This is a genomic window from Roseateles violae, from assembly GCF_030410485.1.
Lineage (GTDB): Bacteria > Pseudomonadota > Gammaproteobacteria > Burkholderiales > Burkholderiaceae_C > Roseateles_D > Roseateles_D violae.
In genome coordinates this window covers 623,383-649,269 of the sequence record NZ_JAUHHC010000001.1, presented here as the reverse complement: position 1 = coordinate 649,269, position 25,887 = coordinate 623,383, and the positions used below count along the sequence as shown (strand labels likewise).

29 protein-coding genes are annotated in these 25,887 nt (G+C 68.1%); 14 read left to right on the top strand and 15 right to left on the bottom strand.

From position 1 onward, the window contains the following. Positions 1 to 9 precede the first annotated feature (9 nt). The 3 genes from QWJ38_RS02880 to QWJ38_RS02870 all read left to right on the top strand — a co-directional run bounded on the left by QWJ38_RS02880 (position 10) and on the right by QWJ38_RS02870 (position 3,858). Positions 10 to 1,290 (top strand): YeaH/YhbH family protein, encoded by a 1,281-nt coding sequence (locus QWJ38_RS02880; RefSeq protein ID WP_290357525.1) that lies wholly within the window; start codon positions 10 to 12, stop codon positions 1,288 to 1,290. An 86-nt stretch (positions 1,291 to 1,376) separates the two neighbouring features. Then, on the top strand, positions 1,377 to 2,885 hold the full coding sequence (locus QWJ38_RS02875) for a SpoVR family protein (protein WP_290358052.1): 1,509 nt from the start codon (positions 1,377 to 1,379) through the stop codon (positions 2,883 to 2,885). A 199-nt stretch (positions 2,886 to 3,084) separates the two neighbouring features. Beyond that, complete coding sequence (locus QWJ38_RS02870; RefSeq protein ID WP_290357524.1) at positions 3,085 to 3,858, top strand: PEP-CTERM/exosortase system-associated acyltransferase; 774 nt, start codon at positions 3,085 to 3,087, stop codon at positions 3,856 to 3,858. A gap of 127 nt (positions 3,859 to 3,985) precedes the next feature. On the opposite strand, the gene QWJ38_RS02865 is transcribed toward QWJ38_RS02870, so the two are convergent. Beyond that, positions 3,986 to 5,416 (bottom strand): FAD-binding oxidoreductase, encoded by a 1,431-nt coding sequence (locus QWJ38_RS02865; RefSeq protein ID WP_290357523.1) that lies wholly within the window; start codon positions 5,414 to 5,416, stop codon positions 3,986 to 3,988. Between the two features lie 99 nt (positions 5,417 to 5,515). Between QWJ38_RS02865 and QWJ38_RS02860 the strand changes: the two genes are divergently transcribed. Further along, complete coding sequence (locus QWJ38_RS02860) at positions 5,516 to 5,719, top strand: hypothetical protein (protein ID WP_290357522.1); 204 nt, start codon at positions 5,516 to 5,518, stop codon at positions 5,717 to 5,719. Between the two features lie 41 nt (positions 5,720 to 5,760). Continuing rightward, on the top strand, positions 5,761 to 6,348 hold the full coding sequence (locus tag QWJ38_RS02855; RefSeq protein WP_290357521.1) for a cob(I)yrinic acid a,c-diamide adenosyltransferase: 588 nt from the start codon (positions 5,761 to 5,763) through the stop codon (positions 6,346 to 6,348). Here the strand turns inward: QWJ38_RS02855 and QWJ38_RS02850 are convergent. Next, positions 6,324 to 7,316, bottom strand: a complete 993-nt coding sequence (locus tag QWJ38_RS02850) for a helix-turn-helix transcriptional regulator (protein ID WP_290357520.1) — start codon at positions 7,314 to 7,316, stop codon at positions 6,324 to 6,326. The genes QWJ38_RS02855 and QWJ38_RS02850 overlap by 25 nt on opposite strands. A gap of 76 nt (positions 7,317 to 7,392) precedes the next feature. On the opposite strand from QWJ38_RS02850, the gene QWJ38_RS02845 reads away from it, so the two are divergent. Beyond that, positions 7,393 to 8,478, top strand: a complete 1,086-nt coding sequence (locus QWJ38_RS02845; RefSeq protein ID WP_290357519.1) for a hypothetical protein — start codon at positions 7,393 to 7,395, stop codon at positions 8,476 to 8,478. Between the two features lie 4 nt (positions 8,479 to 8,482). Here QWJ38_RS02845 and QWJ38_RS02840 read toward each other — a convergent pair whose 3' ends face one another. From QWJ38_RS02840 to QWJ38_RS02815, 6 genes are all read right to left on the bottom strand, one after another. Continuing rightward, positions 8,483 to 8,701 carry a hypothetical protein gene (locus tag QWJ38_RS02840; protein WP_290357518.1) on the bottom strand — a complete coding sequence of 73 codons (219 nt, stop codon included), beginning with the start codon at positions 8,699 to 8,701 and terminating at the stop codon, positions 8,483 to 8,485. A gap of 51 nt (positions 8,702 to 8,752) precedes the next feature. Then, a complete protein-coding gene (locus QWJ38_RS02835; RefSeq protein ID WP_290357517.1) occupies positions 8,753 to 9,193 on the bottom strand; it encodes a PIN domain-containing protein in 441 nt (146 codons plus the stop codon). Next, complete coding sequence (locus QWJ38_RS02830) at positions 9,190 to 9,519, bottom strand: AbrB/MazE/SpoVT family DNA-binding domain-containing protein (protein WP_290357516.1); 330 nt, start codon at positions 9,517 to 9,519, stop codon at positions 9,190 to 9,192. The genes QWJ38_RS02835 and QWJ38_RS02830 overlap by 4 nt, the downstream gene beginning before the upstream one ends. Positions 9,520 to 9,693: 174 nt before the next feature. Continuing rightward, positions 9,694 to 10,212: a GNAT family N-acetyltransferase gene (locus QWJ38_RS02825; RefSeq protein ID WP_290357515.1), complete on the bottom strand. Its 519-nt coding sequence runs from the start codon at positions 10,210 to 10,212 to the stop codon at positions 9,694 to 9,696. A 123-nt stretch (positions 10,213 to 10,335) separates the two neighbouring features. Next, positions 10,336 to 11,001, bottom strand: a complete 666-nt coding sequence (locus QWJ38_RS02820; protein WP_290357514.1) for a 3'-5' exonuclease — start codon at positions 10,999 to 11,001, stop codon at positions 10,336 to 10,338. A 12-nt stretch (positions 11,002 to 11,013) separates the two neighbouring features. Further along, positions 11,014 to 11,328, bottom strand: coding sequence for a nucleotide pyrophosphohydrolase (locus tag QWJ38_RS02815; RefSeq protein ID WP_290357513.1), 315 nt, complete (start codon positions 11,326 to 11,328; stop codon positions 11,014 to 11,016). 505 nt (positions 11,329 to 11,833) lie between these two features. Between QWJ38_RS02815 and QWJ38_RS02810 the strand changes: the two genes are divergently transcribed. The 4 genes from QWJ38_RS02810 to QWJ38_RS02795 all read left to right on the top strand — a co-directional run bounded on the left by QWJ38_RS02810 (position 11,834) and on the right by QWJ38_RS02795 (position 15,835). Continuing rightward, positions 11,834 to 12,949 carry an SGNH/GDSL hydrolase family protein gene (locus QWJ38_RS02810; RefSeq protein WP_290357512.1) on the top strand — a complete coding sequence of 372 codons (1,116 nt, stop codon included), beginning with the start codon at positions 11,834 to 11,836 and terminating at the stop codon, positions 12,947 to 12,949. 24 nt (positions 12,950 to 12,973) lie between these two features. Then, entirely contained in the window at positions 12,974 to 13,645 is a 672-nt protein-coding gene (locus tag QWJ38_RS02805; protein WP_290357511.1) for an OmpW/AlkL family protein, read from the top strand. 142 nt (positions 13,646 to 13,787) lie between these two features. Continuing rightward, on the top strand, positions 13,788 to 15,107 hold the full coding sequence (locus QWJ38_RS02800) for a dicarboxylate/amino acid:cation symporter (protein ID WP_290357510.1): 1,320 nt from the start codon (positions 13,788 to 13,790) through the stop codon (positions 15,105 to 15,107). 2 nt (positions 15,108 to 15,109) lie between these two features. Further along, on the top strand, positions 15,110 to 15,835 hold the full coding sequence (locus tag QWJ38_RS02795; RefSeq protein ID WP_290357509.1) for a DUF1223 domain-containing protein: 726 nt from the start codon (positions 15,110 to 15,112) through the stop codon (positions 15,833 to 15,835). Between the two features lie 12 nt (positions 15,836 to 15,847). Here the strand turns inward: QWJ38_RS02795 and queE are convergent, their stop codons facing one another. From queE to QWJ38_RS02770, 5 genes are all read right to left on the bottom strand, one after another. Continuing rightward, positions 15,848 to 16,483 carry a 7-carboxy-7-deazaguanine synthase gene (gene queE, locus QWJ38_RS02790; RefSeq protein WP_290357508.1) on the bottom strand — a complete coding sequence of 212 codons (636 nt, stop codon included), beginning with the start codon at positions 16,481 to 16,483 and terminating at the stop codon, positions 15,848 to 15,850. After that, positions 16,480 to 17,604 (bottom strand): 6-carboxytetrahydropterin synthase, encoded by a 1,125-nt coding sequence (locus tag QWJ38_RS02785; RefSeq protein WP_290357507.1) that lies wholly within the window; start codon positions 17,602 to 17,604, stop codon positions 16,480 to 16,482. Before QWJ38_RS02785 ends, queE begins: the two co-directional genes overlap by 4 nt. A 419-nt stretch (positions 17,605 to 18,023) precedes the next feature. Next, positions 18,024 to 18,350: a BON domain-containing protein gene (locus QWJ38_RS02780; protein ID WP_290357506.1), complete on the bottom strand. Its 327-nt coding sequence runs from the start codon at positions 18,348 to 18,350 to the stop codon at positions 18,024 to 18,026. A 49-nt stretch (positions 18,351 to 18,399) separates the two neighbouring features. Next, positions 18,400 to 18,984: a ferritin-like domain-containing protein gene (locus tag QWJ38_RS02775; protein WP_290357505.1), complete on the bottom strand. Its 585-nt coding sequence runs from the start codon at positions 18,982 to 18,984 to the stop codon at positions 18,400 to 18,402. Between the two features lie 131 nt (positions 18,985 to 19,115). Beyond that, on the bottom strand, positions 19,116 to 19,520 hold the full coding sequence (locus QWJ38_RS02770; protein ID WP_290357504.1) for a response regulator: 405 nt from the start codon (positions 19,518 to 19,520) through the stop codon (positions 19,116 to 19,118). 214 nt (positions 19,521 to 19,734) lie between these two features. On the opposite strand from QWJ38_RS02770, the gene QWJ38_RS02765 reads away from it, so the two are divergent. Next, the gene (locus QWJ38_RS02765) at positions 19,735 to 20,553 is read left to right on the top strand and encodes a beta/gamma crystallin-related protein (RefSeq protein WP_290357503.1); all 819 of its coding nucleotides are present in this window, start codon (positions 19,735 to 19,737) and stop codon (positions 20,551 to 20,553) included. 49 nt (positions 20,554 to 20,602) lie between these two features. Next, positions 20,603 to 21,166, top strand: coding sequence for a hypothetical protein (locus QWJ38_RS02760; protein WP_290357502.1), 564 nt, complete (start codon positions 20,603 to 20,605; stop codon positions 21,164 to 21,166). Positions 21,167 to 21,233: 67 nt separating this feature from the next. Here QWJ38_RS02760 and QWJ38_RS02755 read toward each other — a convergent pair whose 3' ends face one another. Next, positions 21,234 to 22,052 carry an alpha/beta fold hydrolase gene (locus QWJ38_RS02755; protein WP_290357501.1) on the bottom strand — a complete coding sequence of 273 codons (819 nt, stop codon included), beginning with the start codon at positions 22,050 to 22,052 and terminating at the stop codon, positions 21,234 to 21,236. A gap of 165 nt (positions 22,053 to 22,217) precedes the next feature. On the opposite strand from QWJ38_RS02755, the gene QWJ38_RS02750 reads away from it, so the two are divergent. Next, a complete protein-coding gene (locus QWJ38_RS02750) occupies positions 22,218 to 23,051 on the top strand; it encodes an endonuclease/exonuclease/phosphatase family protein (protein ID WP_290357500.1) in 834 nt (277 codons plus the stop codon). A 65-nt stretch (positions 23,052 to 23,116) separates the two neighbouring features. Next, positions 23,117 to 23,605 (top strand): hypothetical protein, encoded by a 489-nt coding sequence (locus QWJ38_RS02745; protein ID WP_290357499.1) that lies wholly within the window; start codon positions 23,117 to 23,119, stop codon positions 23,603 to 23,605. Positions 23,606 to 23,617: 12 nt separating this feature from the next. Here the strand turns inward: QWJ38_RS02745 and QWJ38_RS02740 are convergent, their stop codons facing one another. Continuing rightward, a complete protein-coding gene (locus QWJ38_RS02740) occupies positions 23,618 to 25,873 on the bottom strand; it encodes a helicase-related protein (RefSeq protein ID WP_290357498.1) in 2,256 nt (751 codons plus the stop codon). Between the last annotated feature and the right edge of the window lie 14 nt (positions 25,874 to 25,887).

Below are 25,887 nucleotides of genomic sequence, written 5' to 3'. Positions count from 1 at the left end.
CTTGACTCGATGCTTCAGCAAATCATCGATCGCCGGCTGTCGGGCAAGAACAAGTCGATCGGCAACCGCGAGCGCTTTCTGCGCCGCCACAAGGACCAGATCCGCGAGGCGGTGCGGCGCGCGGTCGACGGCCGCGGCATCCGCGATATGGAGCGCGGCGAGGATGTGCACATCCCGAAGAAGGACCTGACCGAACCCATCTTCGGCCATGGCGAGGGCGGCGTGCGCGAGGTCGTGCGGCCCGGCAATGCCGAGTACGTGAAGGGCGACCGCGTCGCCAAGCCGCAGGGTGGCGGCCAGGGCCAGGGCGGCGGCCAGGCCAGCGATTCCGGCGAGGGCGAGGACGACTTCGTTTTCCACCTCACCAAGGAAGAGTTCATGCAGGTCTTCTTCGAGGACCTGGCGCTGCCGAATCTGGAGCGCACCCAGCTGGCCGAGACGCCCGAATGGAAGAGCCAGCGCGCCGGCTTCACCAACGACGGCATGCCGACCAATCTGCATGTGGTGCGCTCGATGCGCGGCGCCCTGGGCCGGCGCATCGCGCTGGGCACCGACAAGCGGCGCGAGCTGCTCGAGCTGGAGGAGCGGCTGGCCCTGCTGCAGCACGAGAACCCGAACGACCACGAGGTCCAGCGCATGCTGCTGGAGACCGAGGCGCGCATCGTCCATCTGCGCGGCCGGCTCAAGGCCATCCCCTTCCTCGACCCGATCGATCTGCGCTTCCGCAACCGGGTGCGGGTGCCGATGCCGACCAGCCGCGCGGTGATGTTCTGCCTGATGGACGTGTCGGGCTCGATGGACGAGGGGCGCAAGGACCTGGCCAAGCGCTTCTTCATCCTGCTCTACCTCTTCCTGACCCGGCATTACGACAAGATCGACGTCGTCTTCATCCGCCACCACACGCAGGCGCAGGAGGTCGACGAGCAGAACTTCTTCCACGCCACCGAGACCGGCGGCACCGTCGTCTCCTCGGCCCTGGTGCTGATGGAGGAGATCATCCGCGCCCGCTATCCGAGCAACGAGTGGAATATCTACGGCGCCCAGGCCAGCGATGGCGACAACTGGCACCACGACAGCGGCCGCTGCCGCGAGCTGCTGGCGCGGCAGATCCTGCCGCTGTGCCGCTACTTTGCCTACGTTCAGGTGGCCGAGGCCGAGCAGAACCTGTGGGAGGAGTACAGCAAGCTCAGCGAGGAGTCGCGCCACTTCGCGATGCGCAAGGCCACCGAGGTGGCGCAGATCTATCCGGTCTTCCGGGACTTGTTCAGGAAGGAAGGAGCCCCCCCATGACTTCGCTGGAGAACCGTCGCGCGATCGGCGTCGCGCCGCTCAACGACGAATACGGCGGCCGCCGCAGCAAGCAGCCGCTGCTGCGGATGAAGCCGCTGGCCAACCGCCCGACCCTGCCGCTGCCCTCGCCCAGCGACTGGACCTTCGAGCTGATCGACCAGTACCACGAGGTCATCCGCGCGACCGCCGAGCGCTTCGGCCTGGACACCTACCCGAACCAGCTGGAGGTCATCACGGCCGAGCAGATGATGGATGCCTATGCCTCGGTCGGCATGCCGGTCAATTACCGGCATTGGAGCTATGGCAAGGAGTTCATCGCCACCGAACGCAACTACAAGCGCGGCCAGATGGGCCTGGCCTACGAGATCGTCATCAACTCCGATCCCTGCATCGCCTACCTGATGGAGGAGAACACGATGGCGATGCAGGCCCTGGTCATCGCCCATGCCTGCTACGGCCACAACAGCTTCTTCAAGGGCAACTACCTGTTCCGCATGTGGACCGATGCCTCCTCCATCATCGACTACCTCGTCTATGCGAAGAACTTCGTCGCCGAATGCGAGGAGCGCCATGGCGTCGATGCGGTCGAGACCCTGCTCGATTCCTGCCATGCGCTGATGAACCATGGCGTCGACCGCTACCGCCGCCCGGCCAAGCTTTCGCTGGCGCAGGAGAAGGCGCGCCTGGCCGATCGCGAGGCGCATGCGCAGCAGCAGATCAACGAGCTCTGGCGCACCCTGCCCAGAAAGGCCGACGCAGCGGCGGAGGCGGCCGCCTTGCGACGCTTCCCCGAGGAGCCGCAGGAGAACCTCCTCTACTTCATCGAGAAGAACGCGCCGCTCTTGGAGCCCTGGCAGCGGGAAATCGTCCGCATCGTGCGCAAGATCGCGCAGTACTTTTATCCGCAGCGCCAGACCCAGGTGATGAACGAGGGTTGGGCCACCTTCTGGCATCACCGGCTGCTGAACCAGATGTACGACGACGGCTATCTGAGCGACGGGATGATGATCGAGTGGCTGAAGTCGCACACCAATGTGATCGCGCAGCAGCCGATGGCGAATCTGAATCCCTATGCGCTGGGCTTCGCGATGTACACCGACATCAAGCGCATCTGCGAGCACCCGACCGAGGAGGACCGCCGCTGGTTCCCCGATCTGGCCGGCCGCGACTGGCTGCCGACGCTGGACCATGCGATGCGCAACTTCAAGGACGAGAGCTTCATCGGCCAGTATCTGAGCCCGCATCTGATGCGCGAGTTCCGCCTGTTTTCCATCGTCGACGACGAGGCCGAGAGCGAATACGAGATCTCGGCCATCCACGACGAGCTCGGCTACCAGCATGTGCGCGAGGCGCTGTCGCGGCAGTACGACCTCAGCACCCGCGAGCCGAACATCCAGGTCTGGAACGTCAATCTGCGCGGAGACCGCTCGCTGACCCTGCGCCATACGCAGCATATGAACCGGCCGCTGCACGACGGCGCGCAGGAGGTGCTCAAGCATGTGGCGCGGCTGTGGGGTTTCGGCGTCCATCTGGAGAGCATCAACGAGCGCGGCGACGTCACACGGCGCTGGAACGTACCCGCGCCTTCACACTGACCGGGCGAAGCGAGCCAGGGCCTGCACACCCCCGATTCGAGCATCAGGACAAACCCCGAATTGCATCGGAACCTCGTGACTTATTTGTGCTTCTGTCATCATCAGACCCCTAGACTCGGACCTTGAGACCCGGCGGCATGTTCGCCGGGCAGCCGAGGCCCGCATGCAAGCCAAGCCAACCGATACGCAAGGATTCGCCGTGAACCCCTCTTCCAGCCGAAGGAATCTGGGAGGCACCTTCAATGAGCTGTTCAAGCTCGAGCCGGCGCTGGACACGGCCAGCAAGCAAGAGGTCTATCGGATCAGGCACGAGGTCTACTGCCGCGACCTCGGCTGGGAGCCGGTGCGCGAGGACGGCATGGAGACCGATGCCTACGACGAGCATTCGATTCACTGCCTGCTGCGCCGCCGCGACAGCGGCCTGGCGGTCGGCTGCACGCGGCTGATCCTGACCCAGCCCGAGGCGCCCGCCACGCTGCTGCCGATGGAGATCAGCTGCGCAGACGTGATCGACCGCCAGCTGGTCGACCCGGCGGCCCTGCCGCGCGACACCATCGGCGAGGTCTCGCGGCTGGCCGTCGTCAACAGCTTCCGGCAGCGCAAGGGCGAGTCCGGCACGCCGATGGCACTGGCCGAGGACGACTTCGGCAGCAACGCCGGCATGCCGCGTTTTCCCTTCATCCCGGTCAGCCTCTATCTGGGCGCGGCGGCGATCGCCCGCCATATGGGCGTCGAGCATGTGTTCGTGCTGACCGAGCCGCGTCTGGCGGCGCACTTCAACCGCATCGGCTTCGACATCCGCTCGATCGGCGGCACCATCGAGCACCGCGGCACCCGCGTTCCCTCGGTGCTCAGCTCCAGCAAGGTGGTCGCCGAGTTGCGGCCGCTGATCAAGCCGCTTTACGAGGTGATCGAGGCCTCGGTCAAGGAAGGCTTTCGCAAGCATCCGGACGCGGCGAAACGCGGGCATTGAGGCCCCTCGTCCAAGAAGTACCTTGGCCGGCCATCGGCGAGACGCCGATAGCGCTTGCGGCGTCGAGCCGCAAGCCCATCACCACAGCGGCCCGGCGCTCGGCACGCGGGCGCCACGGACGCCTGGTTCAGAGCGTGAAGATCTTGCCGGGGTTCATGATGTTGTGCGGGTCGAGCGCGCGCTTCAGCGAACGCATCACCTCGACGGCGCCCTCGCCGGCCTCGTCGAGCAGAAAGCCCTGCTTGTGCAGGCCGACGCCATGCTCGCCGGTGCAGGTGCCTTCCAGCCGCAGCGCGCGCTGCACCATCTGCGCCGACAGGCGCTCGGCCGTCTCGCGCTCGGCCGGGACATTCGGATCGATCAGATAGGCGAGGTGGAAATTGCCGTCGCCGACATGGCCGACGATGAAATAGGGCAGGCCGGCCTCTTGCACCTCCCGGACCGATTCATTGATCGATTCGGCCAGGCGCGAGATCGGCACGCAGGTGTCGGTGGTCACCGCGCGGCAGCCGGGTCGCATCTGCAGGCCCGATAGATAGGCGTGGTGGCGCGCGGTCCAGAGCTTGGTGCGCGCCTCCGGCGTCGTTGCCCAGTCGAAGTCCTCGCCGCCGAATTCGCGCGCGACCTCCTGCACGGTGCCGGCCTGCTCGGCGACGCCGGCCTCCGAGCCGTGGAATTCCATCAGCAGCATCGGCGCCTCGCGCAGGCCCAGGCGGTCGTGCGCATTGACGGCGCGCACCGCATTGGCGTCCAGCAACTCGCAGCGCGCGATCGGTACGCCGATCTGGATGATCTGTATCGTCGCCTGCACCGCGGCATCGATGGAGGGGAAGAAGCAGACCGCCGCGGAGATCGCCTCGGGCAGCGGATACAGCTTCAGCGTCAGCTCGCAGATCACGCCCAAAGTGCCCTCGCTGCCGATATAGAGCCGGCTGAGGTCGTAGCCGGCGCTGCTCTTGCGCGCCCGGGTGCCGGTCTGTATCAGTTCGCCCTGCGGCGTGACGACGGCCAGCGCCAGCACGTTCTCGCGCATCGTGCCGTAGCGCACCGCGTTCGTGCCGCTGGCCCGCGTCGCCGCCATGCCGCCCAGCGAGGCGTCCGCCCCCGGGTCGATCGGGAAGAACAGGCCCTGGTGGCGGATCTCGGCATTCAGCTGGTTGCGGGTGACGCCGGCCTGCACGGTGACGGTCAGGTCCTCGGCATTGACGCGCAGGATCTTGTTCATGCGCGAGAGATCGAGGCTGACCCCGCCCTGCACCGCCAGCAGATGGCCTTCCAGCGAGGAGCCGGCGCCATACGGAATCACCGGCACCCGGTGGCGCTGTGCCAGCGCGACGACGAAGGCGACCTCCTCGCTGCTCTCGGCATAGACGACGACCTCGGGCGGCGGCACGTCGAACACCGACTCGTCGCGGCCATGCTGCTCGCGCACCGCCAGCGCGGTCGAGCAGCGCTGGGCGCCGAAGCGCGCCTTCAGCGCCTCCAGCATCTCGGCCGGCAGCGGCCGCGGCGTGAGTTGCGGCTGCATCAGATGGGCGTGGGGCGCGCTGGCATTCATGGTCGGTCTCCGGGCTGTTGCTTCGACGATTCTGGCAGCACTTGCATGCCGGCGCCGGCGGTGCCACGATGGCCGCCTGGGCATCCGATGGAGACGGACATGATGGTCACCAACCATGCTCTCGAATGGCTCTTGCTGCTGGCGGTGCTGCTGCTGGCCCTGGCTGGCGCGCTGCGCTGGGACGTCTTGAAGCTCTGGTGGCGCGGCCTGTTCACACCCAAGCAGGAGCCGCATCTGAGCCTGTGGCAGCAGCCGACCGAGCGGCACCGCCACCTGCACCGCCACCCGCCCCCGCAGACCTGAGTTGGGGCAAGATGCGGGTTTCGCCCGACGAACCCGCACCCATGGCCAACCGACTTTCACAAATCGCGACCCGCACCGGCGACGACGGCACGACCGGCCTCGGCGACGGCACGCGCGTGCCCAAGGACCACCTGCGCGTGCAGGCCATGGGCGATGTCGACGAACTGAACTCGCAGATCGGCGTGCTGCTGGCTGAGCCACTGTCCGACGATGTGTGCGAACTGCTGATCACGATCCAGCACGAGCTGTTCAATCTGGGCGGCGAGCTGTGCATGCCCGGCTACGAACTGCTGAAGATGGACGCGGTGCTGCGCCTGGACGAGGCCCTGGCCCATTACAACGCCAACCTGCCGCGGCTGAAGGAATTCATCCTGCCGGCCGGCACGCGCAGCGCGGCGATCTCGCATGTCTGCCGCACGGTCGCCCGCCGCGCCGAGCGCGCCGTCGTCACCTTGGCCGGCACGGAGGCGATCAATGCCGCGCCGCGCCAGTACCTGAACCGCCTGTCCGACCTGCTGTTCGTGCTGGCCCGGGTGCTGAACCGCGCCAATCTGGACGGCCTGGGCGGCGACGACGTCTACTGGCACAGCGAGCGGCTCAAGCGTCAGGAAGATCCTTCGTCCAACTGAGCGGCCGCCGCGCGCAGCCGCTGGGCATAGGCCTCGCGCAGCTCGGCCGGCGCCAGCACCTGGACCTCGCCGGCATGGCGCAAGAGGTCCATCAGCAGCTCGGTCGCATCGACATACGGCACCAGCAGGCGCCAGCGGCCGTCCGCCAGCCATTCGCTGCGCTGGGCCGGATGCCATTCCTCCCGCGCCACCCATTGCGCCGCCTCGGCGCTGAAGATCAGCTCGGCGTGTCGCGCCTGGCCGCCGGCAAAGATGCCGTAGCCCTGGTCCAGCTGCGCCTCCAGCTCCTTCGTCGACACGGTGCGCGCCGCTTCGGACAAGAGCTCGGCACCCTCCATGGCGTCGAGCGCAAAGCGGCGGAAGCCTTCGCTGCGATGGCACCAGGCGTCCAGGTACCAGGTGTTGCGGTAATGGACCAGGCGCTGCGGTGAGACGACGCGCTCGCTGGCGGCCGGCTCGCCCTGGCCGCCGCGCCGGCGGTAGTGCAGGCGCAGGCGCTGGCGCTTGACGACGGCGCTGCCGACCGTCTCGAAGAACTCGGACGGTGCCTTGCGCCGCGCGGTGCTGATCAGCTTGACCCGCCGCGTCAGCTCCTGCGCCTCGGCCGCGTCGGCGCCCATCATGCCGGTCAGCTTGTCGAACATCGGCTGCAGATGGCGGCTCAGGATGCCCTCCTCGTCCAGGCTGGCCAGCATCTGGTGCATGGTCAGCAGCGCGTGCAGCTCCTTCTCGCTGAACCAGACGCCCGGCAGCTCATGCTTCTGGCCGCGCCATTGCTGGCCGAAGCGGTAGCCGTTGGCGGCGGCGTCGTACTCGATCGGCGCGTCCATGCGCTCGCGCAGGTATTGCAGATCGCGCTTCAGCGTCGCCGGCGACACCTCCAGCGCCTCCAGCAGGGCGGCGAAGCTGACGCATTCGCGGCTGCGGATCAGCATCTCTATCTTGTAGAAACGTTCGGTGCGGTCCATTTGTTTTTTACTGGCTCACGCCATGAGCTACATACGATCCACACTGTGCCATACGCAAACCGCAAGGAGCATGACCATGGCACAGATCGCAGCAGTTTCCGCTTCCGCATCCACGGCGCCATGCGCCGTCCAGTACGAGCTCGAGATGCAGGCCGCGCCGGCCCATTCGAGCCTGGGCCTGGCCCTGGGCTGGGACTTCGCCCACCATGGTCTGCGCCCGCCGGTCGAGCACCTGTTCGCCGCCTCGCCCCTGCGCCAGGGCTGGCATGCCGGCAGCGCCACCTTCGGCCGCCGCACCCTGCGCGCCCACCGCCACACGCAGATGTGGCTGCTGCTGCGCACCCATGCCTGGGCGCGCGGCCGCAGCTTCGAGGAGGTGCAGCTGACGCCCAACTATCTGCAGCAGATCGACGTCGAGCATTGCCCGATCACCCGTCGCCCGCTGAACGACCGGGCCGGCGACAACGCCCAGCGCTCGGTCGACCGCGTGCGCAACGACGCCGGCTATGCGGCCGGCAATCTGGCCGTGATGAGCCGTGCCGCCAATGCGGCCAAGGGCGAACAGGGCCATGCCCAGCTGAACGCGCTGGCGCAAAGCGTCGCCCGCGGCCCGATCCAGCGCATCGCCGGCCTGGGCCCGGCCGAATGGCAGCGCCTCGCGACGCTGGCCAGCTTCGTCACCGAACTGACGCACGAAGAGGCGGCGCAGATCCCGCTGGCCGTGCTGCCGCCGAACCGCCTGCGCCTGTTCAACCCGATCCAGGCGCTGCAGGCGCTGGTGACGCGCCAGCTGGCGACGCCCGGCTGGAGCCAGCGCCTGGCCCGCATCGAGGCCCTGCTGCCCGGCGACGCGATCCGCGCCGATTTCAACCGCTTCGTGCTGGCCCTGGCGCCGCGCGTGCTGGCGGTCAAGGAGCTGAACGATGCGCAGCAGATCCGCTGGGCGCTGGAGGACGCCTGGCTGCAGCCGCTGCTGCAAAAGCGCTGGGCCCGCTTCGCGCTGCAGCTGACGCCGGCCCAGGCCGAGGCTCTGGTCCAGCGCGCGGCCGCCAAGCGCCTGGCGACCGTCCATGTGCAGCGCCATGCCGACGCGATTGCCACCGAGGGTTGGGCGCTGGAGCGCAAGGGTTTCAACGGCAGAGGCCTGGCGCCGCTGCACTGAGCGCTCAGCTCGGCAGGCCGTTGCTGATGCGGTCGAGCCCGCCCGACTGGTCCTGCAGCGCGACGTGATAGCCCCGCTGCAGAAACCAGTCCGCCCATTGCTGGGCCAGCCTGCGGGTCGGCAGCCAGGGACCGGTGCGGTCCAGGCGCACGCGATTGCCCACGCGCTCATAAAAAATGACGCGCCACATGCCCGTGGCGACGCCCTGATCGAAACGATTCATACTGGGCCGGGAATCTAGCAGAGCAGCACGCGCTTTTCGCTCGGGATTAGCTCATAGCGATGTCAAAAATTCCTCGCTGCACAGCAGTCCGCAGGGGACCGCGCCGAGACGCGAAAACGCCCCCCGCGTGCGGCCGCAATCGCTGACCAGCTGCTCGGCCCGCGCCGCCGTCGAGACGGCCAATTGCAGGCTTGCCGAGGCCTGCCCGCGCGAGCGCGGCGCCGGATCGGCGACCACCTCGGCATAGGGCAGGAAATCGGCCAGCAACTCCTGCTGCTGGGCGGCGTTGAGCTTCAACGCCGGGCAGGCCAGCGCCCGCATCAGCAGCTGCGCGGTGGCGGCGGCGATCAGCGGCCGGCAGGCGCCGCCCTGCCAGGCCTGACGCAGCCGCCTGGCCTTGTCGTCGCCCAGCAGCAGCGCATGCAGCAGCAAACCGGTGTCGAGCACGACGCGGGGCGCACTCGCGCCGCCTTTCTTGCTGCGCCGGCTCATCGCGCGGCGGCCTTCTTGGTGGCGGCCGGTTTCTTCCTGGCCACCGCGGTTTTGGCCGCGAGCGGCTTCTTGACGGCCGGTTTTTTGACTGCCGGTTTTTTCTTCGCCACCGGCTGCGCCCAGCTCAAGGCCTGGGCCAGCGTTTTCTCGTCGATCGCCAGCTCGGCCAGCTTGGCGCGCACGGCATCGCCGCGCTGAATGCGCACCGGCGTCAGGATGATTTGCCCGGCCCTGGCCTGGACCTCGAAATACTGCACCGGCCCCAGTGCTTCGGTCACGCTTTTCGGCAGCGTCAATTGATTCTTGGAGGTGAGCTTGGCCAGCACGTGAAGGACTTCCGAAAGTAAGGGGCCATTACTTTATCCTTTCCTTGCCGCGCGACCGGCTTTAGGCAAGACTTGACCCTTGGTTGAAGAAAAAGCGAAATAAACAGGAGAAAGCAGACGAAAAAAAACCAGCGACCCCGAGGGCGCTGGTTTCCTGCAGGCTCTGGCGCGGGTTCAGACCAGCGAGCGCTGCAGGCGCAGCTCCTCGAGCCGGACGCCGCCGACCTCGGTGGTCTTGGCGCTGCCCAGCTCGCGCTTGAAGCCGGCCAGCTCGAAGAAGCGCAGCGCGCGCTCGTTGCGCAGCCAGGTCCACAGCGTGACCTTGGTGCAGCCCTCTTCCTGCAGGCCGTCGCGCGCGGCGTCCCACAGCGCCAGGCCGACGCCCTTGTCCCAGTGCACCGGGTTCGCGTACATTGCCCAGATCTCGCCGGTGGTCGAGGGCGTGCCCTTGTCGCGCGAGCGATCGAAGCCGACGAAGCCCATCAGCTCGTTGTCGATATGGGCGACCAGCACCTGCGGCTCGCACAGATCGATGGCCTCGCGCCAGAAGGCCTGGCGCTTCTGCACCGACAGCGCATCCAGCACCGCATCGGGCAGCAAGCCCCGATAGGCGTCTTGCCAGGCCGAGACATGAATCTCGGCGATGCCCTTGGCATCACGCAAGGTGGCGGGGCGAACCTGAATACTCGACATACGGAATCAAAAACCTAGCGGAACATGAAACGGGAAAGGGCAAGATTGTGCGCGCCAAAGGGCCGCCGCGGCGGGCTTGACAGCGCGATTTTTTGCCTTCTCCTTCCGCCCTTGCTTCGTCGCTCAGGCCGGCGTGAGGCATGCCTGGCGCTCGGCGGCAAAGTCGCGCACACAGCGTTGCAGCGCCGCGCGGCCGGCACGCTGCAGGCGCAGCAGCAGCGCATGCTCGACAACCAGCGCCCCGAGCTCGCCCGCGAAGCGCAGCGCCAGATCGGACTGCATGCGCGCCAGCAGAAGGGCGGCCATCTGCGCATCGGCCAGCGCGCGGTGGGCACGACCGGTGGCCGGCAGGCGGTGATGGGCGGCCAGGGTGCCGAGCCGGCAGTTGGGCGCCTCCGGATAAAGCCGGCGCGCCAGCAGCAGGGTGCAGGCGAACTGATGGGCCGGATCGGGCTCGCAGCCGGCGCGCGCCAGTTCGGCCTGCCAGAAGCCACGGTCGAAGGCCGCGTTGTGTGCGACCAGCGGGCAGCCCTGGGTGAAGCGCGCGACCTCCCTCATCACCGTTGCCGCCGGCGGCGCCGCGGCCAGCATCTCGTTGCTGATGCCGGTCAGCTGTTCGATGAAGGGCGGCACCCAGGCGCCGCTGTTCATCAGGCTCTGGTAGCTGTCGACGAGCTGGCCATCGCGCAGCAGCACGGCGGCGATCTCGGTGGCGCGGCCGCCGCCGGTCGGCGACAGGCCGGTGGTTTCGAAGTCGATCACGGCGACCGTTTGAGATCTTCGGCTCATCAGCCCCCCCGCTCAGCGCACCGGATGCTTGATCGCATTCAGCGCCAGCTTGCGCTCCAGCGCCGCGGCGACGTCGACCTGGCATTGGTCGGCGATCTGCAGCAGGTAGAGCATCACATCGGCGATCTCCTCGCCCACATGCTGGTGGCGCGCCGCATCGTCGGCGATCGCCAGCGATTCCTCCGGCGTCAGCCACTGGAAGATCTCGACCAGCTCGGCCGCCTCGACCACCATCGCCATCGCCAGGTTCTTCGGGGTCTGATAGGGCTCCCAGCGCCGTGCCGCGGCGAAGTCGCGCAGCCGCCGCTGCAGTTGTTCGATATCCATGGGGCGCAAGTGTGGCATGGCCCGGCGGCGTCAGCGCGCGCCTGTGCACAGTCAAAAGATTTCTGCCTCTTTCTTATTCACGGTGTTTTCAATGGATCTCATTGGTAGTCTTGGTAGAGGGGCCGCCTTGCTGTGGACAAGCTGATTTTCGTCAGCAACGACAAGCAGTTGGCGCGATCAAAAGCTTGTGGGCGGCGGTACCGAATCGACGTGCACGGAGCGATAACAAGCCGCGCCGCGGCGCCCAGTCTGTGGATAAGCAATAGCTTGTACTTTTTTTATCCACAGCTTTGTGCCTTGACAGGGGCCCGCGGCCGCGTTCCGGCGTTTCAGCGCCTGTCGCGCCGGTGACAGGCGTGGTGCGATAGCGCGCCCAAGCGGTGCAAGCGCACGAACTTCGGGCGGTTTTGAAGGGCAAATCCTCAGACAATTCGCCCCTAGCGATCGCTACAGTCAGGCGCGCAATGCACAAGCCCGAGCACGGGCATCCCCGAAGGAGAACGAAATGACAAGAACTTTCCAGACCACGGCAGCCGCCCTGGCGACGGCCCTGCTGCTGGCGGCCTGCGGCGGTGGCGATTCGGCCGACACGACGCCCAAGCTCAAGATCGGCGCGGTCAAGGTCTTCGGCGACAGCCTGGCCGATTCCGGCACCTTCGGCTACAAGTTCACCGTTCAGAGCTCGGACAATCTGATCTTCCCCGAGCGCGTCGCCGCCAGCTACGGCGCCACGCTGTGCAACTACTACAGCGCCACCGGCGCGAACAGCTTCGTGCCCAACTCCAAGGCCGGCTGCACGAACTACGCGATCGGCGGTGGCCGCCTCAACTACTACAGCAACCCGGCCGACCCGCGCGGCGTGACCGTGCAGCTGGCCCAGGCCGCCACGACCGGCTTTGCCGCCACCGACATGGCCCTGATCGATGGCGGCGGCAATGACGCGGCCGACCTGGTCGGCGCCTTCCTGAAGGCTTCCAGCGATGGCGGCGCCAGCTTCGTCGCCCTGGTCGGCACCTTGGGCGTCAAGGTGACGGCACCCGGCGCCGCCGGTCTCGCGGCGGCGGGCACCGCCTATATGCAGGCACTGGCCGACAAGCTGGCCAAGTCCGTCTCGGACAATGTGCTGGGCAAGGGCGGCCAGCAGGTCGTGATCCTGAACATGCCCGGCGTCACCAACACGCCGAAGTTCCAGATGGTGCTCGCCAGCCTCGAGGCCAGTCTCGGCGCGGCCAAGCGCGCCGAGTACGAGGCTCTGTTCAAGAGCTGGATCGTCGCCTTCAACACCCAGCTGGACGGCAAGTTCTCCGGCGAGGCCCGCGTCGCGGTGGTCGATTTCTATACCGCCTTCAACGACCAGATCGCCACGCCGGCCCAGTTCGGCCTGACCAATGTCAAGACCCCGGCCTGCCCGATCACCGGCCAGGGCAGCGACGGCCTGCCGACCTACGACTTCCCGACTTGCACGGCGACGGCCCTGTCGGCCAAGCCGCCCGCCGGTGTCAGCGACCCGGACTGGTGGAAGAGCTATGGCTTTGCCGACAGCTTCCACCCGACGCCCTATGGCCATCAGCTGACCGGTCAGCTGATCTCGAAGACGCTGGCGATCAAGGGCTGGCTGTAAGCGCGGCCCCTCAGGAGAACATAGATGAACAAGAACAGCATTCTTTGCGCGGCCGCCCTGGCCCTGCTCGGCGCCAGCGCGGCCCAGGCCCAGTCGGCCGGGAGCTTCGTCGTCCGTGCCGGTGGCACGACCATCATGCCCCAGGTCGAAAGCGGCGATCTGAGCGCGCCGAGCCTCGCCGGCACCAAGATCGACGTCAAGAAGGCCAGCCAGTTCACCGGCGGCATCACCTGGATGTGGACCGACAATATCGCGATCGATCTGCCGCTGGGCCTGCCCTTCGAGCATGACGTGGTCGGCGACGGCGCGATTGCCGGCGTCGGCGTGCTGGGCACCGTCAAGTCGCTGCCGATGACCCTGCTGGCCCAGTACCGCTTCGGCCAGGCCAGCAGCCAGATCCGTCCCTATGTCGGCGCCGGTGCGACCTATGCCTACTTCTACGACAGCGAGGGCACGGCCGTGCTGTCGGGCCTGACCGGCGGCTCGCCAAGCAAGCCGACCACGCTGTCGATGAAGAACGCCTTCGGCCCGGCGCTGCAGGCCGGCCTGTCGGTCAATCTGACCGAGCGCTGGTCGCTGGACGCCTCGGTGATGAAGGTCTTTGTCAAGACGACCGGCACCCTGTCGACCGGCCAGACCATCGATGCGACGCTGGACCCGGTGGCCGTCTCGATCGCGGTCGGCTACCGCTTCTGACGCAGCCGGCTTCGGCCTGCACCAAGCACGGGGAGCCTGCGGGCTCCCTTTTCTTTTGTGACGTCGATCTGCAAAACCACCTATGCGGATCGCGCCGCTCGGGCGCAAGATGCGGGCATCGCCATTGCCCGGGGGTTTCGAGATGGCCGCAAAAAAAATCTACCGCTCGCTCTATGCCCAGGTGATCGTGGCCATCATCGTGGGCGTACTGCTCGGGCATTTCTGGCCCGAGACCGGCGCAGCGATGAAGCCGCTGGGCGATGGCTTCATCAAGCTGATCAAGATGCTGATCGCGCCCATCATCTTCTGCACCGTCGTGGTCGGCATCGCCGGCATGGAGGACATGAAGAAGGTTGGCAAGACCGGCGGCCTGGCCCTGCTGTACTTCGAGATCGTGTCCAGCATCGCCCTGGTCATCGGCCTGCTCGTCGTCAACCTGCTGCAGCCGGGCACCGGCATGCATGTGGACCCAGCCACGCTGGATACCAAGGCGCTCTCGGCCTATACCGGCCCCGGCAAGATGCAGGGCACGGTCGAATTCCTCCTGGCCATCATCCCGACGACCCTGGTCGACGCCTTTGCCAAGGGCGAGATGCTGCAGGTGCTGCTGATTGCCCTGCTGTTCGGCTTTGCCCTGCACCGCTTCGGCGGCCGCGGCACCCTGGTCTTCGACCTGATCGAGAAGAGCTCGCATGTGCTCTTCGTCATCGTCGGCTACATCATGAAGCTGGCGCCGATCGGCGCCTTCGGCGCCATGGCCTTCACCATCGGCAAGTACGGCCTGGGCTCGCTGGTGCAGCTGGGCAAGCTGATGGGCAGCTTCTACCTGACCTGCCTGCTGTTCATCTTCATCGTGCTGGGCGCGATCGCGCGCTTCCACGGCTTCTCGATCTGGAAGTTCATCAGGTACATCAAGGAGGAGCTGCTGATCGTGCTGGGCACCTCCTCCTCCGAATCGGTGCTGCCGCGCATGATGGCCAAGATGGAGAACCTCGGCGCGCGCAAGACGACCGTCGGCCTGGTGATCCCGACCGGCTATTCCTTCAATCTGGACGGCACCTCCATCTATCTGACGATGGCCGCCGTCTTCATCGCCCAGGCGACCGACACGCCGCTGAGCCTCACGCAGGAACTGACCCTGCTGGCCGTGCTGCTGCTGACCAGCAAGGGCGCCGCCGGCGTCACCGGCAGCGGCTTCATCGTGCTGGCCGCGACCCTGGGCGCCGTCGGCCATGTGCCGGTGGCCGGCCTGGCCCTGATCCTGGGCATCGACCGCTTCATGAGCGAGGCGCGCGCGCTGACCAATCTGATCGGCAATGGCGTCGCCACCCTGGTCGTCGCCAAATGGACCGGCGACCTGGACATGGCGCGGCTGCAGAGCCAGCTGAACAACGAGACCGAGCTGGAGGCGGCCTCGCCCGAGCAGGTGCTGGACGAGGTCGACCAGCATATGAAGGCCTGAAGATGGGCCTCGTCCACCGACTTGTCCTTGGCCTGCTGCTCGCGGGCAACCTCGCCGCCGCACAGGCGCAGAGTTGCGCCGCGCAGTCGGGCATGACGCCGCCGCTGGTCGTCGAGCTCTACACCTCGGAGGGCTGCGATTCCTGCCCGCCCGCCGACCGCTGGCTCAGCGGCCTGCGCGGCCGGCCCGGCGTGTTCGCCGCCGCCTTCCATGTCGACTACTGGGACCGCCTGGGCTGGAGGGACCGCTTTGCCAGCCCGCTCTACACGGCGCGCCAGCAGCAGAACGTCGCGCAGTCGGGCGCGCGCTTCGCCTACACGCCGCAGATCGTCGTCAATGGCCGCGACTGGCGCGACGGTGAGCTGCCGACTCCGTCGGCAAGCGAGAAGGCCGTCATCGCGCTGAAGCTGCAGCGCGACGGCGAGGAACAGGTCGCCGTCGAATCGCGCGCGCTGCCGGGGGCGCCGGCCCGGGTCCAGCTCTGGTGGGCGCAGCTGGAGGACGGCCACAGCAGCGAGGTGCGCGCCGGCGAAAACCGCGGCGCGACGCTGAGGCACGACGCCGTGGTGCGCGCCTACGCCAGCCTGCCGGCCGGTGGCGCCGATCAGCAATGGCTGCTGAAGAAGGCCCCGGCCAAGGGCGAGGACGGCCGGCCGCGCCGCCTGCTGCTGGTCGCCACCGATGCGGCCAATGGCCGCGTGCTGCAGGCGGCCCAGCTGGGCTGCTGAGCGCGGCGAACCTCAGTCGATGCCGATGACCTTGTGCATCTGCACCGACAGCCGCCATTGCGGATGGGCCATGCAGTAGGCGACTGCCTCGCGCGTGTGCTGGGTCTTCAGCACGCTGTCCAGCGGCTGCAGGAAGAAATGCTCGAAGTCCAGGCCGGCAAAGCGCTCGGGCCGGGCGAGCGGCTGCGGGTAGACCAGCTTCAGCTCGTTGCCGCGGGTCAGCACGATCTCGCTGTCGGCCTTGGGGCTGACGCAGATCCAGTCCAGGCCGTCCGGTGCCGGCTGCGTGCCATTGGTCTCGACCGCGATCTCGAAGCCCTGCGCATGCAGCGCGTCGATCAGCGGCTTGTCCAGCTGCAAGAGCGGCTCGCCGCCGGTGCAAACCACATAGGGCTTGCCAGGCACGTCCTGCGGCCATTTCGAGGCGATGCTCGCGGCCAGCTGCTCGGCCGTCGCGAACTTGCCGCCGCCCTGGCCGTCGGTGCCGACGAAGTCGGTGTCGCAGAAATTGCAGACGGCCGTGGCGCGGTCCTGCTCGCGCCCGCTCCACAGATTGCAGCCGGCAAAGCGGCAGAACACCGAGGCGCGGCCCGCCTGCGCGCCCTCGCCCTGCAGCGTGTAGAACATTTCCTTGACGGCGTAAGTCATACCGGTATCAGTTGGTCGTTGAGTCCGGCGCTGACGATGGAGCCCGAGCCGCGCGTTTCATACATATCGACCCGGTCCAGCTGCGGCAGCACCGCCCGGCCCTTGGCCAGCACCCAGGCGGCCAGGCTGGCGGTGTCGCCATCGGGCAGATCGGCGATCTCGTACAGCGGTCGGTGGTCGATGGCCTTGAAGATCGGATCGAACAGGGTCTTCACATCGCCGAAGTCCACGGTCCAGCCCTGCACCTCGTCCAGCGGCGCGCTCAGGTGCAGGCGTAGCGTGTAGGTGTGGCCGTGGATGCCGCGCAGCGGGCTGTCGGCGGGCGCGCGCTTGAGCTGGATCGCACTGTCCAGGGTCAGCTCTTTCCAGATCCGGTAATGCCGGCCGTCGTAGTTGGCGCCGCAGGAGCCGGTCTCGTAGACGGTGATCCAGGAGAGCTCCGGCAGCTGCGGCTTCAGCCGCGCCCACAGCCAGGACGAGATCACCTCGCTGGTCGGGTTGGCGAGGCCCTCGATCCGGTTCAGGCACTGGTAGTTCAAGAGCATGTGGAAGGGCGCCCAGACCTCGTCCAGATGGTCGTAGTCGATCGAGATGTCGCGCCCGCCCAGGTCCTGGTTCGCATGGATGATGACCTCGAAGCCATGGCCGTGCATGCGGCCGCATTTATGGCCCGGCGGCACATGGGGCAGCTGGTGCGCGGCCTGGAAGCGGTAGCGCCGCCAGACATGGGCCAGGCCCGCCGCGTCCAGATCGACGCCTTCCTGCGCCGTGCTCTGGATGCCGACCTGCTGGATGCCCGGCACGCCGAACTCGCCCTCCAGGCGCTGGCGTATCCAGCGCGCAATGTTCTCGTCGGTCGGCTGCTCCAGCGTGTCGTTCAGCAGCGTGTAATCCAGCGGCGCGATGCAGGCCTCCAGCCGGCGGCGCAGTTCCTCGACCTCGCCGCCCGGGAAGGGCGCCCAGCCGGCCGGCAGCAGCGCCCGCACGGTGGCGAAATAGCTGTGGCCATGCAGGCCGCGGCTGCGGTGCCCGGCCGGCAGCGCCGGAATCCGGCAGGCGGACTCGAAGCCGCTGGAGGCGGAGTAAAGCGTGGTGCTGCGATCGGTTTGGGCTGGATTCATCGGGCGTGGCGCGCTGCAAGTGGATGCCGTCGGGCGCGGGGGCGAGAGTGTGACATGGGGCGCCCGGTCGCGCCGGCGCAGGCCTTTTCCTCAACGGCGGCGCTTGCCAACAACGAGCAAGAGGATTGTCCGGGATAGATGGTCGTAGTGGTAGGGGCGCCGCCGCGCTGTGGACAAGGCCGATTTTCCAAGCCGCGGCAAGGGTTTGCGCGGCCGCCAACGGTGTGGACGGAGGGCGGTGAACGGCGGGACTGGCAGACAACAAGTCGGCCGGAGGCAGCGGCGCTGTGGACAAGTCCAAACTTGTCCCGGACTTGTTCACAGCCCGGCGCGCAAAGAAAAAACCCCGGCAGCGGGGCTGCCGGGGGAGAAACGGCTCGAGGCCGGTGGGGGATGATCGGTGCGGGAAAAGCCGGTAGTCAGTTCGTGCCGGGACGCACGGCGATCTCGTTCTTGACCGCCTTCACGCCATCGACCTGGCGGGCCAGCTTGCCGGCGTTGTCCTTCTCGGCCGCGTTCTTGGCGAAGCCGGACAGCATCACGGTGCCGTTCAGCGTCTCCACACTGATCGAGGAGGCCGAGACGGTCTGGTCGTCGGCGAACTTGGCCTTGACGGCGGTCGTGATCGCCGCGTCGTCGATATAGGCGCCGACCGATTGCTGACCGCGGCCGACCGAGCAGCCGGCGGTGGCGATCAGGGCGAAAACGGTGGCGGCGGTGGCGAGAGTGCTGCGAATGGTCGTCATGATGGTTCTCCTTGTGGGTTTGTCGGTCTATGGCTCAATCGATCACTCATCAGCTGCTGGAGTCGGCGAGCCAATCCTTCAGCTCCTCGGCGTGCTCCTGCTCGACGCTGAGGATGTCCTCAAGCAGGCGGCGGGTCGTCGAGTCCTTGTCGCCGATCAGGCTGATCATCTGGCTGTAGCTTTCGATCGCCACCCGCTCGGCGACCAGATTGGCGCGGATCATCGACTTCAGGTCGCGCGACTCGTCGTAGTCGGCATGCGAGCGCCGGCTCAGCGTGTCGGGCGAGAAGTCCGGCTCGCCGCCCAGCTGCACGATGCGCTCCGCGATGCGGTTGGCGTGATCGCTTTCCTCGTTGGCATGGACGAGGAACTCCTCGGCAATCTTCGGCGAGGCCAAGCCCTCGGCGGTGAAGTAGTGGCGCCGGTAGCGCAGCACGCAGACCAGCTCGGTCGCCAGCGCGTCGTTCAGCAGCTGGACGATGTCCGCGGTCCAGGGGCCGGCATGCGGAGTCACCGCACCCTCCTCGGGATTGCGGCGCGCCGCTTCCAGGGCGGTCTCGTCCAGCCGCAGCGACTGCTGCGCCTCGCCCTCGGGGCGGAACTGCGCCTGACTGATTTCCTTCGCTGCGCCCATGTGATGCTTCCTTCTTGGTCCGTCGGCCCGCCCGGTCGGGGCGGCGCCTTGAGCACAATGTAGGGAGCGGGCGGCCCGCTGAGCATCGGCCGGCGACGCCTGGGCGTGTAGGACGGCGACCCGCGCCGCTGTCAGCCCGCCGACGCGGCGCCGGCGGCAAGCTGGCGGCAGAACAGGATCAGCGCCTCGATCTCGTTGGATTTGTCGAACACCCGATCGGCGCCCAGATCCAGGCAGCGGCGGCGCATATCGGGCGTCGCGTAATTGCTCAGCACCACCACCATCGCCTGCGGCGGCAGCAGCGGCCGCGCGCCGCGCAGCACGCCCAGGCCCGAGCCCTTCTTCAGGAAGATGTCGACGATCAGCAGATCGACCCGGCCCGGCAGGGCGGCCAGCGCCTGCAGCGCCGCCTGCTCCTCGTCGGCATCGCCAAGCAGCTCGACAGCCGCCAGCTCCTCCAGCGTGGCCACCAGGTTGTCGCGGATCACCGCGCTGTCTTCCACCAGAAAGGTCTTGATCGTTGTCGTCGGGCGCATGCGTGCGGGTCGGGGGACATGCCGACGCCAGTGTGCTCCGCTTGGCCGGCAAATGCCATCGCCTGCCGGCACCCGGTTGCGCCGGCGCATCGTCGCCGTAGGACATCTACTACCTCTTTGCGCGGCGGCGTCCGCTGTGCGCACGACCCGCTGCTGCCCAAACTGGCGAGGACGGCAAACCGGATTCCGGTGCGCCGTTCGACAAGGAGAAGCCATGAAGAACAGCAAGATATCGAGGACGACGATGAAAGGCCTGACCCTGGCCGCGCTGCTCGCTGCCGGCCCGGCGGCGCTGGCGCAGATCACCTTCTACGAGCATCCGGACTTCCACGGCCGCTCGTTCACCGCCGAGGGCAAGGTCGGCAACTTCGAGCGCTACGGTTTCAACGACCGCGCCTCCTCGGCCATCGTCACCAGCGAGCGCTGGGAAGTGTGCGAGCACCAGCGCTACGAGGGCCGCTGCGTCGTGCTGCGGCGCGGCAACTACCCCTCGCTGCAGGCCATGGGCCTGGATGACCGCATCTCGTCGGTGCGCGCGGTGCGCCGCGACGCCCAGGTCGACGAGGACCGCTACGCACCGCCGCCGGTAAGCGTCTATGACGGCCGGCGCCGGCCGAACGAGCGCCTGTACCAGGCCGATGTGGTCGCCGTGCGCGCCATCGTCGGCCCGCCGCAGCAGCGCTGCTGGGTCGAGCAGCAGCAGGTCAACGAGCGCGAGAACGCCAATGTCGGCGGCGCCGTTGCCGGCGCCATCATCGGCGGCATCCTGGGCCACCAGGTCGGCGGCGGCAACGGCCGCGACATCGCCACCGCCGGCGGCGTGCTGGCCGGCGCGGCGCTGGGCGCCAATGTCGGCCGCGACGACCGCGTCGTGACCCGCGACGTGCAGCGCTGCAGCGATGTTTCCAGCCAGGCCCGTCCCGACTACTGGGACGTGACCTATGTGTTCCGCGGTCAAGAACACCACGCGCAGATGACCGCGCCGCCGGGCCGCACGCTGACCGTCAATGCCAACGGCGAGCCGCGTGCCTGAGCGATTTCCGTCCGTTCCAACCCCAACGCTTGATCATCAAGGAGATCCGATGAACACCTCTGCCAAGACCCATCCCCTGAAGGCTTCGCTGATCGTCGCCGCCCTGCTGGCCATGCCGCTGGCCTCGCAGGCCGCCGCGATGAACAAATCCGAATACCAGGCCGCGAAGTCGCGCATCAGCACCGAGTACGACAACGCCAAGTCGGCCTGCGGCAATCTGGCCGGCAATGCCAAGGACATCTGCGTCGAGGAAGCCAAGGCGCACGAGAAGGTCGCCAAGGCCGAGCTCGAGTACAACTACACCGGCAAGCCGGCCGACTGGACCAAGCTGCAGAAGACCAAGGCCGAGACCGCCTACGAGGTCGCCAAGGAACGCTGCGACGACAAGTCCGGCAATGACAAGGACGTCTGCCTCAAGGAGGCCAAGGCCGCCGAGACCAAGGCCCTGGCCGATGCCAAGATGAACAAGAAGGTCGGCGAGGCCAAGCACGACGCCGCCGAGGACAAGCGCGACGCCGAGTACAAGGTGCAGGTCGAGAAGTGCGATGCGCTGGCCGGCGATGCGAAGAGCAATTGCGTGGCCACCGCCAAGGCGAACTTCGGCAAGAGCTGATCGCCCCGACGCGCATTGAACAGGCAGGGCCCGCTTCGGCGGGCCTTTCTTCTTGCCCCTTCTTGCCTTAGGCGGCCGCGGGCTCGCGCTGGACGAAGTCGGCGATCAGCTCGGCGACCTGGCTCGCATGCGTCAGCGGGCCCAGATGGCCGGCGCGGGTCAGCCAGTGCTGGCGCGCATCGGGCAGCCAGGCGGCCAGCAGTTCGCTGACCCGGCGCGCCGGCTCGCGCGTCAGCACGCCGCCGACCAGCAGCACCGGCATGCGCAGGCGCTGCAGCTCCGGCCGGCCCCAATCGGCCGCGAACAGCGCATTGAAATGGCGGCTCACGGTCGCGATGCGCTCGGCGATCGTCGCCTGCTGCGCCGTGTTCAGCTGCAGCCAGCCGCTGCCGCCGCTCCAGTAATCGGTGAACAGCCGCGCCGCCTCCTCGCGCGGCTTGTCGGCCACCATCGCGGCGATGCGGCGGATCTGCTGCCAGGCCTCGCCCTGCGGTTCATAGCGGCGCAGCAGGCCGAAGGCGACCGGCTCGTAGAGCAGCAGCGAGCGCACCCGCTGCGGCTGCAGCAGCGCCAGCTGCAGCGCGACCGCGCCGCCATAGGAATGCCCGACCAGATCCACCGGCTCCTCGACGCCGTCCAGGCAGGCCAGCGCCGCCAGCGCGTCGATGCGCAGGCTGTCCGCCGCCTGGGCGGGCCAGGCCGGGCTGCGGCCGTGACCGTGCAGATCGGGCATCAGCAGCTGATGGCCGCCGCGGCGGGTGAGCAGCTCGGCCAGCGCGCGCCATTGCGCATGGCTGCCGCTGCTCGAATGCAGGCTCAGCAGCGGGCGGCCCTGCCCCTGGCTTTGCAGGTGCAGGCGGACGGACGGGGAGACGGGAGCGTTCATGCGGCGGGTCCAAAGGGGCTTCGGCGAGGCCCGCAGTCTGGGCCGGGCGCGTTTCAGGCGCGCTGCGCGGCGCGGCCGCTGCGTTTCATTTGTTGTGGGGAACGGGGCTTGCGCGGGGGTGTCAGGCTGCGCAAGATCCGGCTCTGGCAGCCAAGGAGGTGTGCGATGGCCAAGGCGTTTTCGGTCGCTTCGTGGAATGTCGAGCACTTCAAGGACGATCCGAGCCGGGTCGGCCGCGTCGTCGAGTTCATGAACAGCCAGTCGCCCGATGTGTTCGGGCTCTACGAGGTCGAGGGCGCGACCATCTTTGCCGAACTGGTGCAGCGCATGCCCGGCTATACCTTCCAGATCACCGAGGGCCTGGAGACGCAGGAGATCCTGATCGGCGTCCGCAAGGGCCTGACCGCCTTCATCACGCAGAAGACCGAGTTCCGCTCCGGCACCACCCATATGCGGCCGGGCCAGCTGGTGACCGTCAACAAGAACGGGCTGAACTACAGCCTCCTCTTCCTGCACCTGGCCAGCGGCCCCGATCCACGCGGCATGGGCCTGCGCGACGACATGCTGCAGCGCGCGCTGGACTTCCGCCGCGAGCTGGACAAGGCCTATGGCGGCCCGGGCCAGGCGCGCTACCTCTTCCTCGGCGACCTCAACACCATGGGCTTCGACTACCCCTTCGGCCGCGCCTTCGATGCCGGCGTCGAGCTGCAGAAATGGGACCGCGAGGCCAGGAAAAGCCGCTACGCGATGCGCAGGCTCAGCAAGACCCACGACGCCAGCTGGAGCAATGGCTCGCGCTCCGGCCTGGCGCCGGCCAATCTGGACCATGTATTCGCCAGCAGCAATCTGGCCTTCCGGAGCTTCCGGCGGCCGCTCGATGGCCTGGAGGCCCAGGTCGCGCTGCGCGGCTGGGTCGAGGCGGCGACGCCGGCCGCCGCCGATGCCTGGATCCGTGATTACTCGGACCATTCGCTGATGTATTTCGAGGTCCAGGCCTAGCAACGGGCCCGGCGGGCCGCCGGCCCATGCCACACTGCCGGCGCGAAGAACCGGCCCGAATCCCCATGCGCTCCACCGAACCGCTCTACCGTTCCGTCAACACCCGCACGCAGCGCGTCCACCATGGCGTCGGCGGCGAGTTCCGCCATGGGCGCAATAGCAAGGACGCGCGCCGGCTCGAGGACGCGCCGCGTACGCCCATGCATGGCCGGCACCGCCATGGGCGCGACTACACGCCGCTGTACCGCTTTCTGCTCTCGCGCGTCGGCCGGCCCTGGGACGAGGTCTATGCCGAGGTCAAGCCGCGCATGGACGGCGACGAGCCGATCTTCTGGATGGTCGCCCGCCCCGGCGAGGAGCGGCGCGAAAGGGTGCGTGTCGGCGAGTCCAGCTATTTCAGCGGCCTCTATATCGACGAGGCCGACGGCGTGCTGCGCCTGGTCAATCCCGGGCTGGACGCCGACACGATGTGGCCCAGCTGCCCCTGCTGCACCCACACCTTCAACGGCAAGCGCTTCGGCCTGACGTTCGAGCAGGGCCTGGCAGGCGCCTAGCGGAGCAAGGCCTCAGCGCCTTCCGCCGCGCGCGCTCGAGCGCCACAACGGCTTCTTGCCCTTCAGGTGCCGCTCGATGCCGTCATTGAGCCGGCTGCGAAGATCGACGACCTCGTCCACATGGCCATAGATGCCGGGGAAGCGCAGGTCCAGCCACAGCCACAAAGTGCAGGAGCGCAGCGCCTGCTCCATGCGGTCGAGCCGGCTGTGCTCGTCGACGTCCTGCAGGAACCAGGGCTCGCCGGCCCGGCCGGTCAGCGCATGGCGCTGGGTCCAGTCGAGAAACTCCTGCTGCGCGCTGGGCGTGCGGCTGTCGACCGGCGCCTGCGCATAGATGAAGCGCGTCTTCAGCGGCAGCTGGCCGCAGCTGTGGTCCAGCGCCTCGGCCAGCTCCAGCATCTGGTCCAGCTCGGCGACGGCGAAATGCGCATCGTCCAGGCGCAGCTGGTCGACGAAGACATCCAGCACCGCACGCAGCCGGCGCAGGCCCAGGCGCTGCGCGATGGTCTCCACATGCCACCAGTTCGGCGCCACCGCCGCCTTGAAGCCGCGCGGCGCCCGCGGCTGCTTGGGCAGGGTCTCCTTCAGCGCGCGGGCCGCCCCCGGCTCGGCCTCGCGCAGCACGCCGCAGAAGCCCTCGTCGTGCATGCCGTAGCGTCCGGCGCGGCCGGCGATCTGGTGCGTCTCTGAAACGTCCAGCGGCCGGTCGCCCTGGCCGTCGAACTTGGTCATGGTGCTGAACAAGACGCGGCGTATCGGCAGGTTCAGGCCCATGCCGATCGCATCGGTGGCGACCAGGATATGCGACTTGCCATTCGCGAAGCGCTCGGCCTCGCGGCGCCGCACCTCGGGCGGCAGCGCGCCGTAGATGACCGAGACCGGATGGCCGCCGTTCTCGGCGCTGGCGATCTGGTCGCGCAGCATCAGCACCTCGCGGCGGCTGAAGGCGACGACCGCGTCACCGCGCTGCAGCGCCGCGATCGGCACCGGCGCGCTGAGCAGCTGCACCTGCTGCTTGCGCTCGAAGTGGCGCACCGTGCAGCGCTCGCCGCACAGGCCCAGCAGGTTCTCGATCGCCGGCACCGCATAGGCGCTGCAGATGATGATCAGCTCATTGGCCGGCGTGCCGACGATGGCCTGGGTCCAGGCCCAGCCGCGCGAGGCGTCGAACAGCATCTGCGCCTCGTCGATCACCGCGACGTCGATCGCCTTGCCGGTGTTAACCATCTCGATCGTGCTGGAGACCACGCGTGCCTGCTCGGCCGGCACGTTCTCCTCGCCGGTCAGCAGCGAGCAGGGCACGCCGCGCGCCACCAGGCGGTCGCGGCCCTCCAGCGCCAGCAGGCGCAGCGGCGCCAGATAGGCGCCGTCATGCGCCTGCGCCAGGCGCTCGAAGGCCGCATGGGTCTTGCCGCTATTGGGCGCGCCGACGTACAGCGTCACCGTGCGCTGCATGCGCCGCGCGGTCTCGAAGCTGTCCGGATAGCCGCGGAAGGCCAGGTCGGCGGTCAGGCCGGCCAGAGCATGCAGCTCGGCGACCTGGTGCTCCCAGCGGTCCTGCGCGCGGGTGCAGGCGGCCTTCAGCGCGTCCAGGTCCTGCGGTGTCGCGCATTCGGCCTGCAGGCGCGGCAGCAGGGAGTCCAGATGCTCCGGATGGCCCGATTCGCTGCGCGCCAGCAGCGCTTCGAGATGCGCATGCAGCGCCTCGGCCTCGGCATAGGGTGGCCGCTGGCCCAGCGCCGCCTTCAGCGCCGCCAGGTCGCCATCGCGGTAGAAATCCCAGATCGCGCTGTCGTCGGCCAGCTCGACCCGGTAGCTGACGGTCGGCTGCCAGGCGATGGTCTTCGACAGCCTCAACACCTGCTTGCACAGCCGCGTCCAGACCAGGCCTTCGCGGCTCAGGCCCAGTCCATCCAGCGCGGCGTTGCGCTGCTGCATCAGCGCGCGCACGGTCGGCGCGCTGCCGACGGCGTCCAGATGGCGCAGGGCCACCGCGATCAGCCGCGGCGCGATCCAGCGGCTGGGCCGCGCGCCGGAAACGGCCTTCTGGATCAGGACCAGGCCGGCCCGCTCCAGCAGCGCCGCGCCCTCGCTGGCCTCGTCGTCGAGGTCGGCCGGGCTCAGCACCTGCGGCAGCTGGTAGGCGGCCTGGCGGATGCGCTGCCATTGCTCGGGGCTCAGCTCGGCCGGCAGGCGGGCGGCGTGGCGCGGGTTCGGCAGCGCGATCGCGGCCGGGGTATCTGGATTGGAAATGTTCGATTCGGGCACAGCCGAAGTGGAAC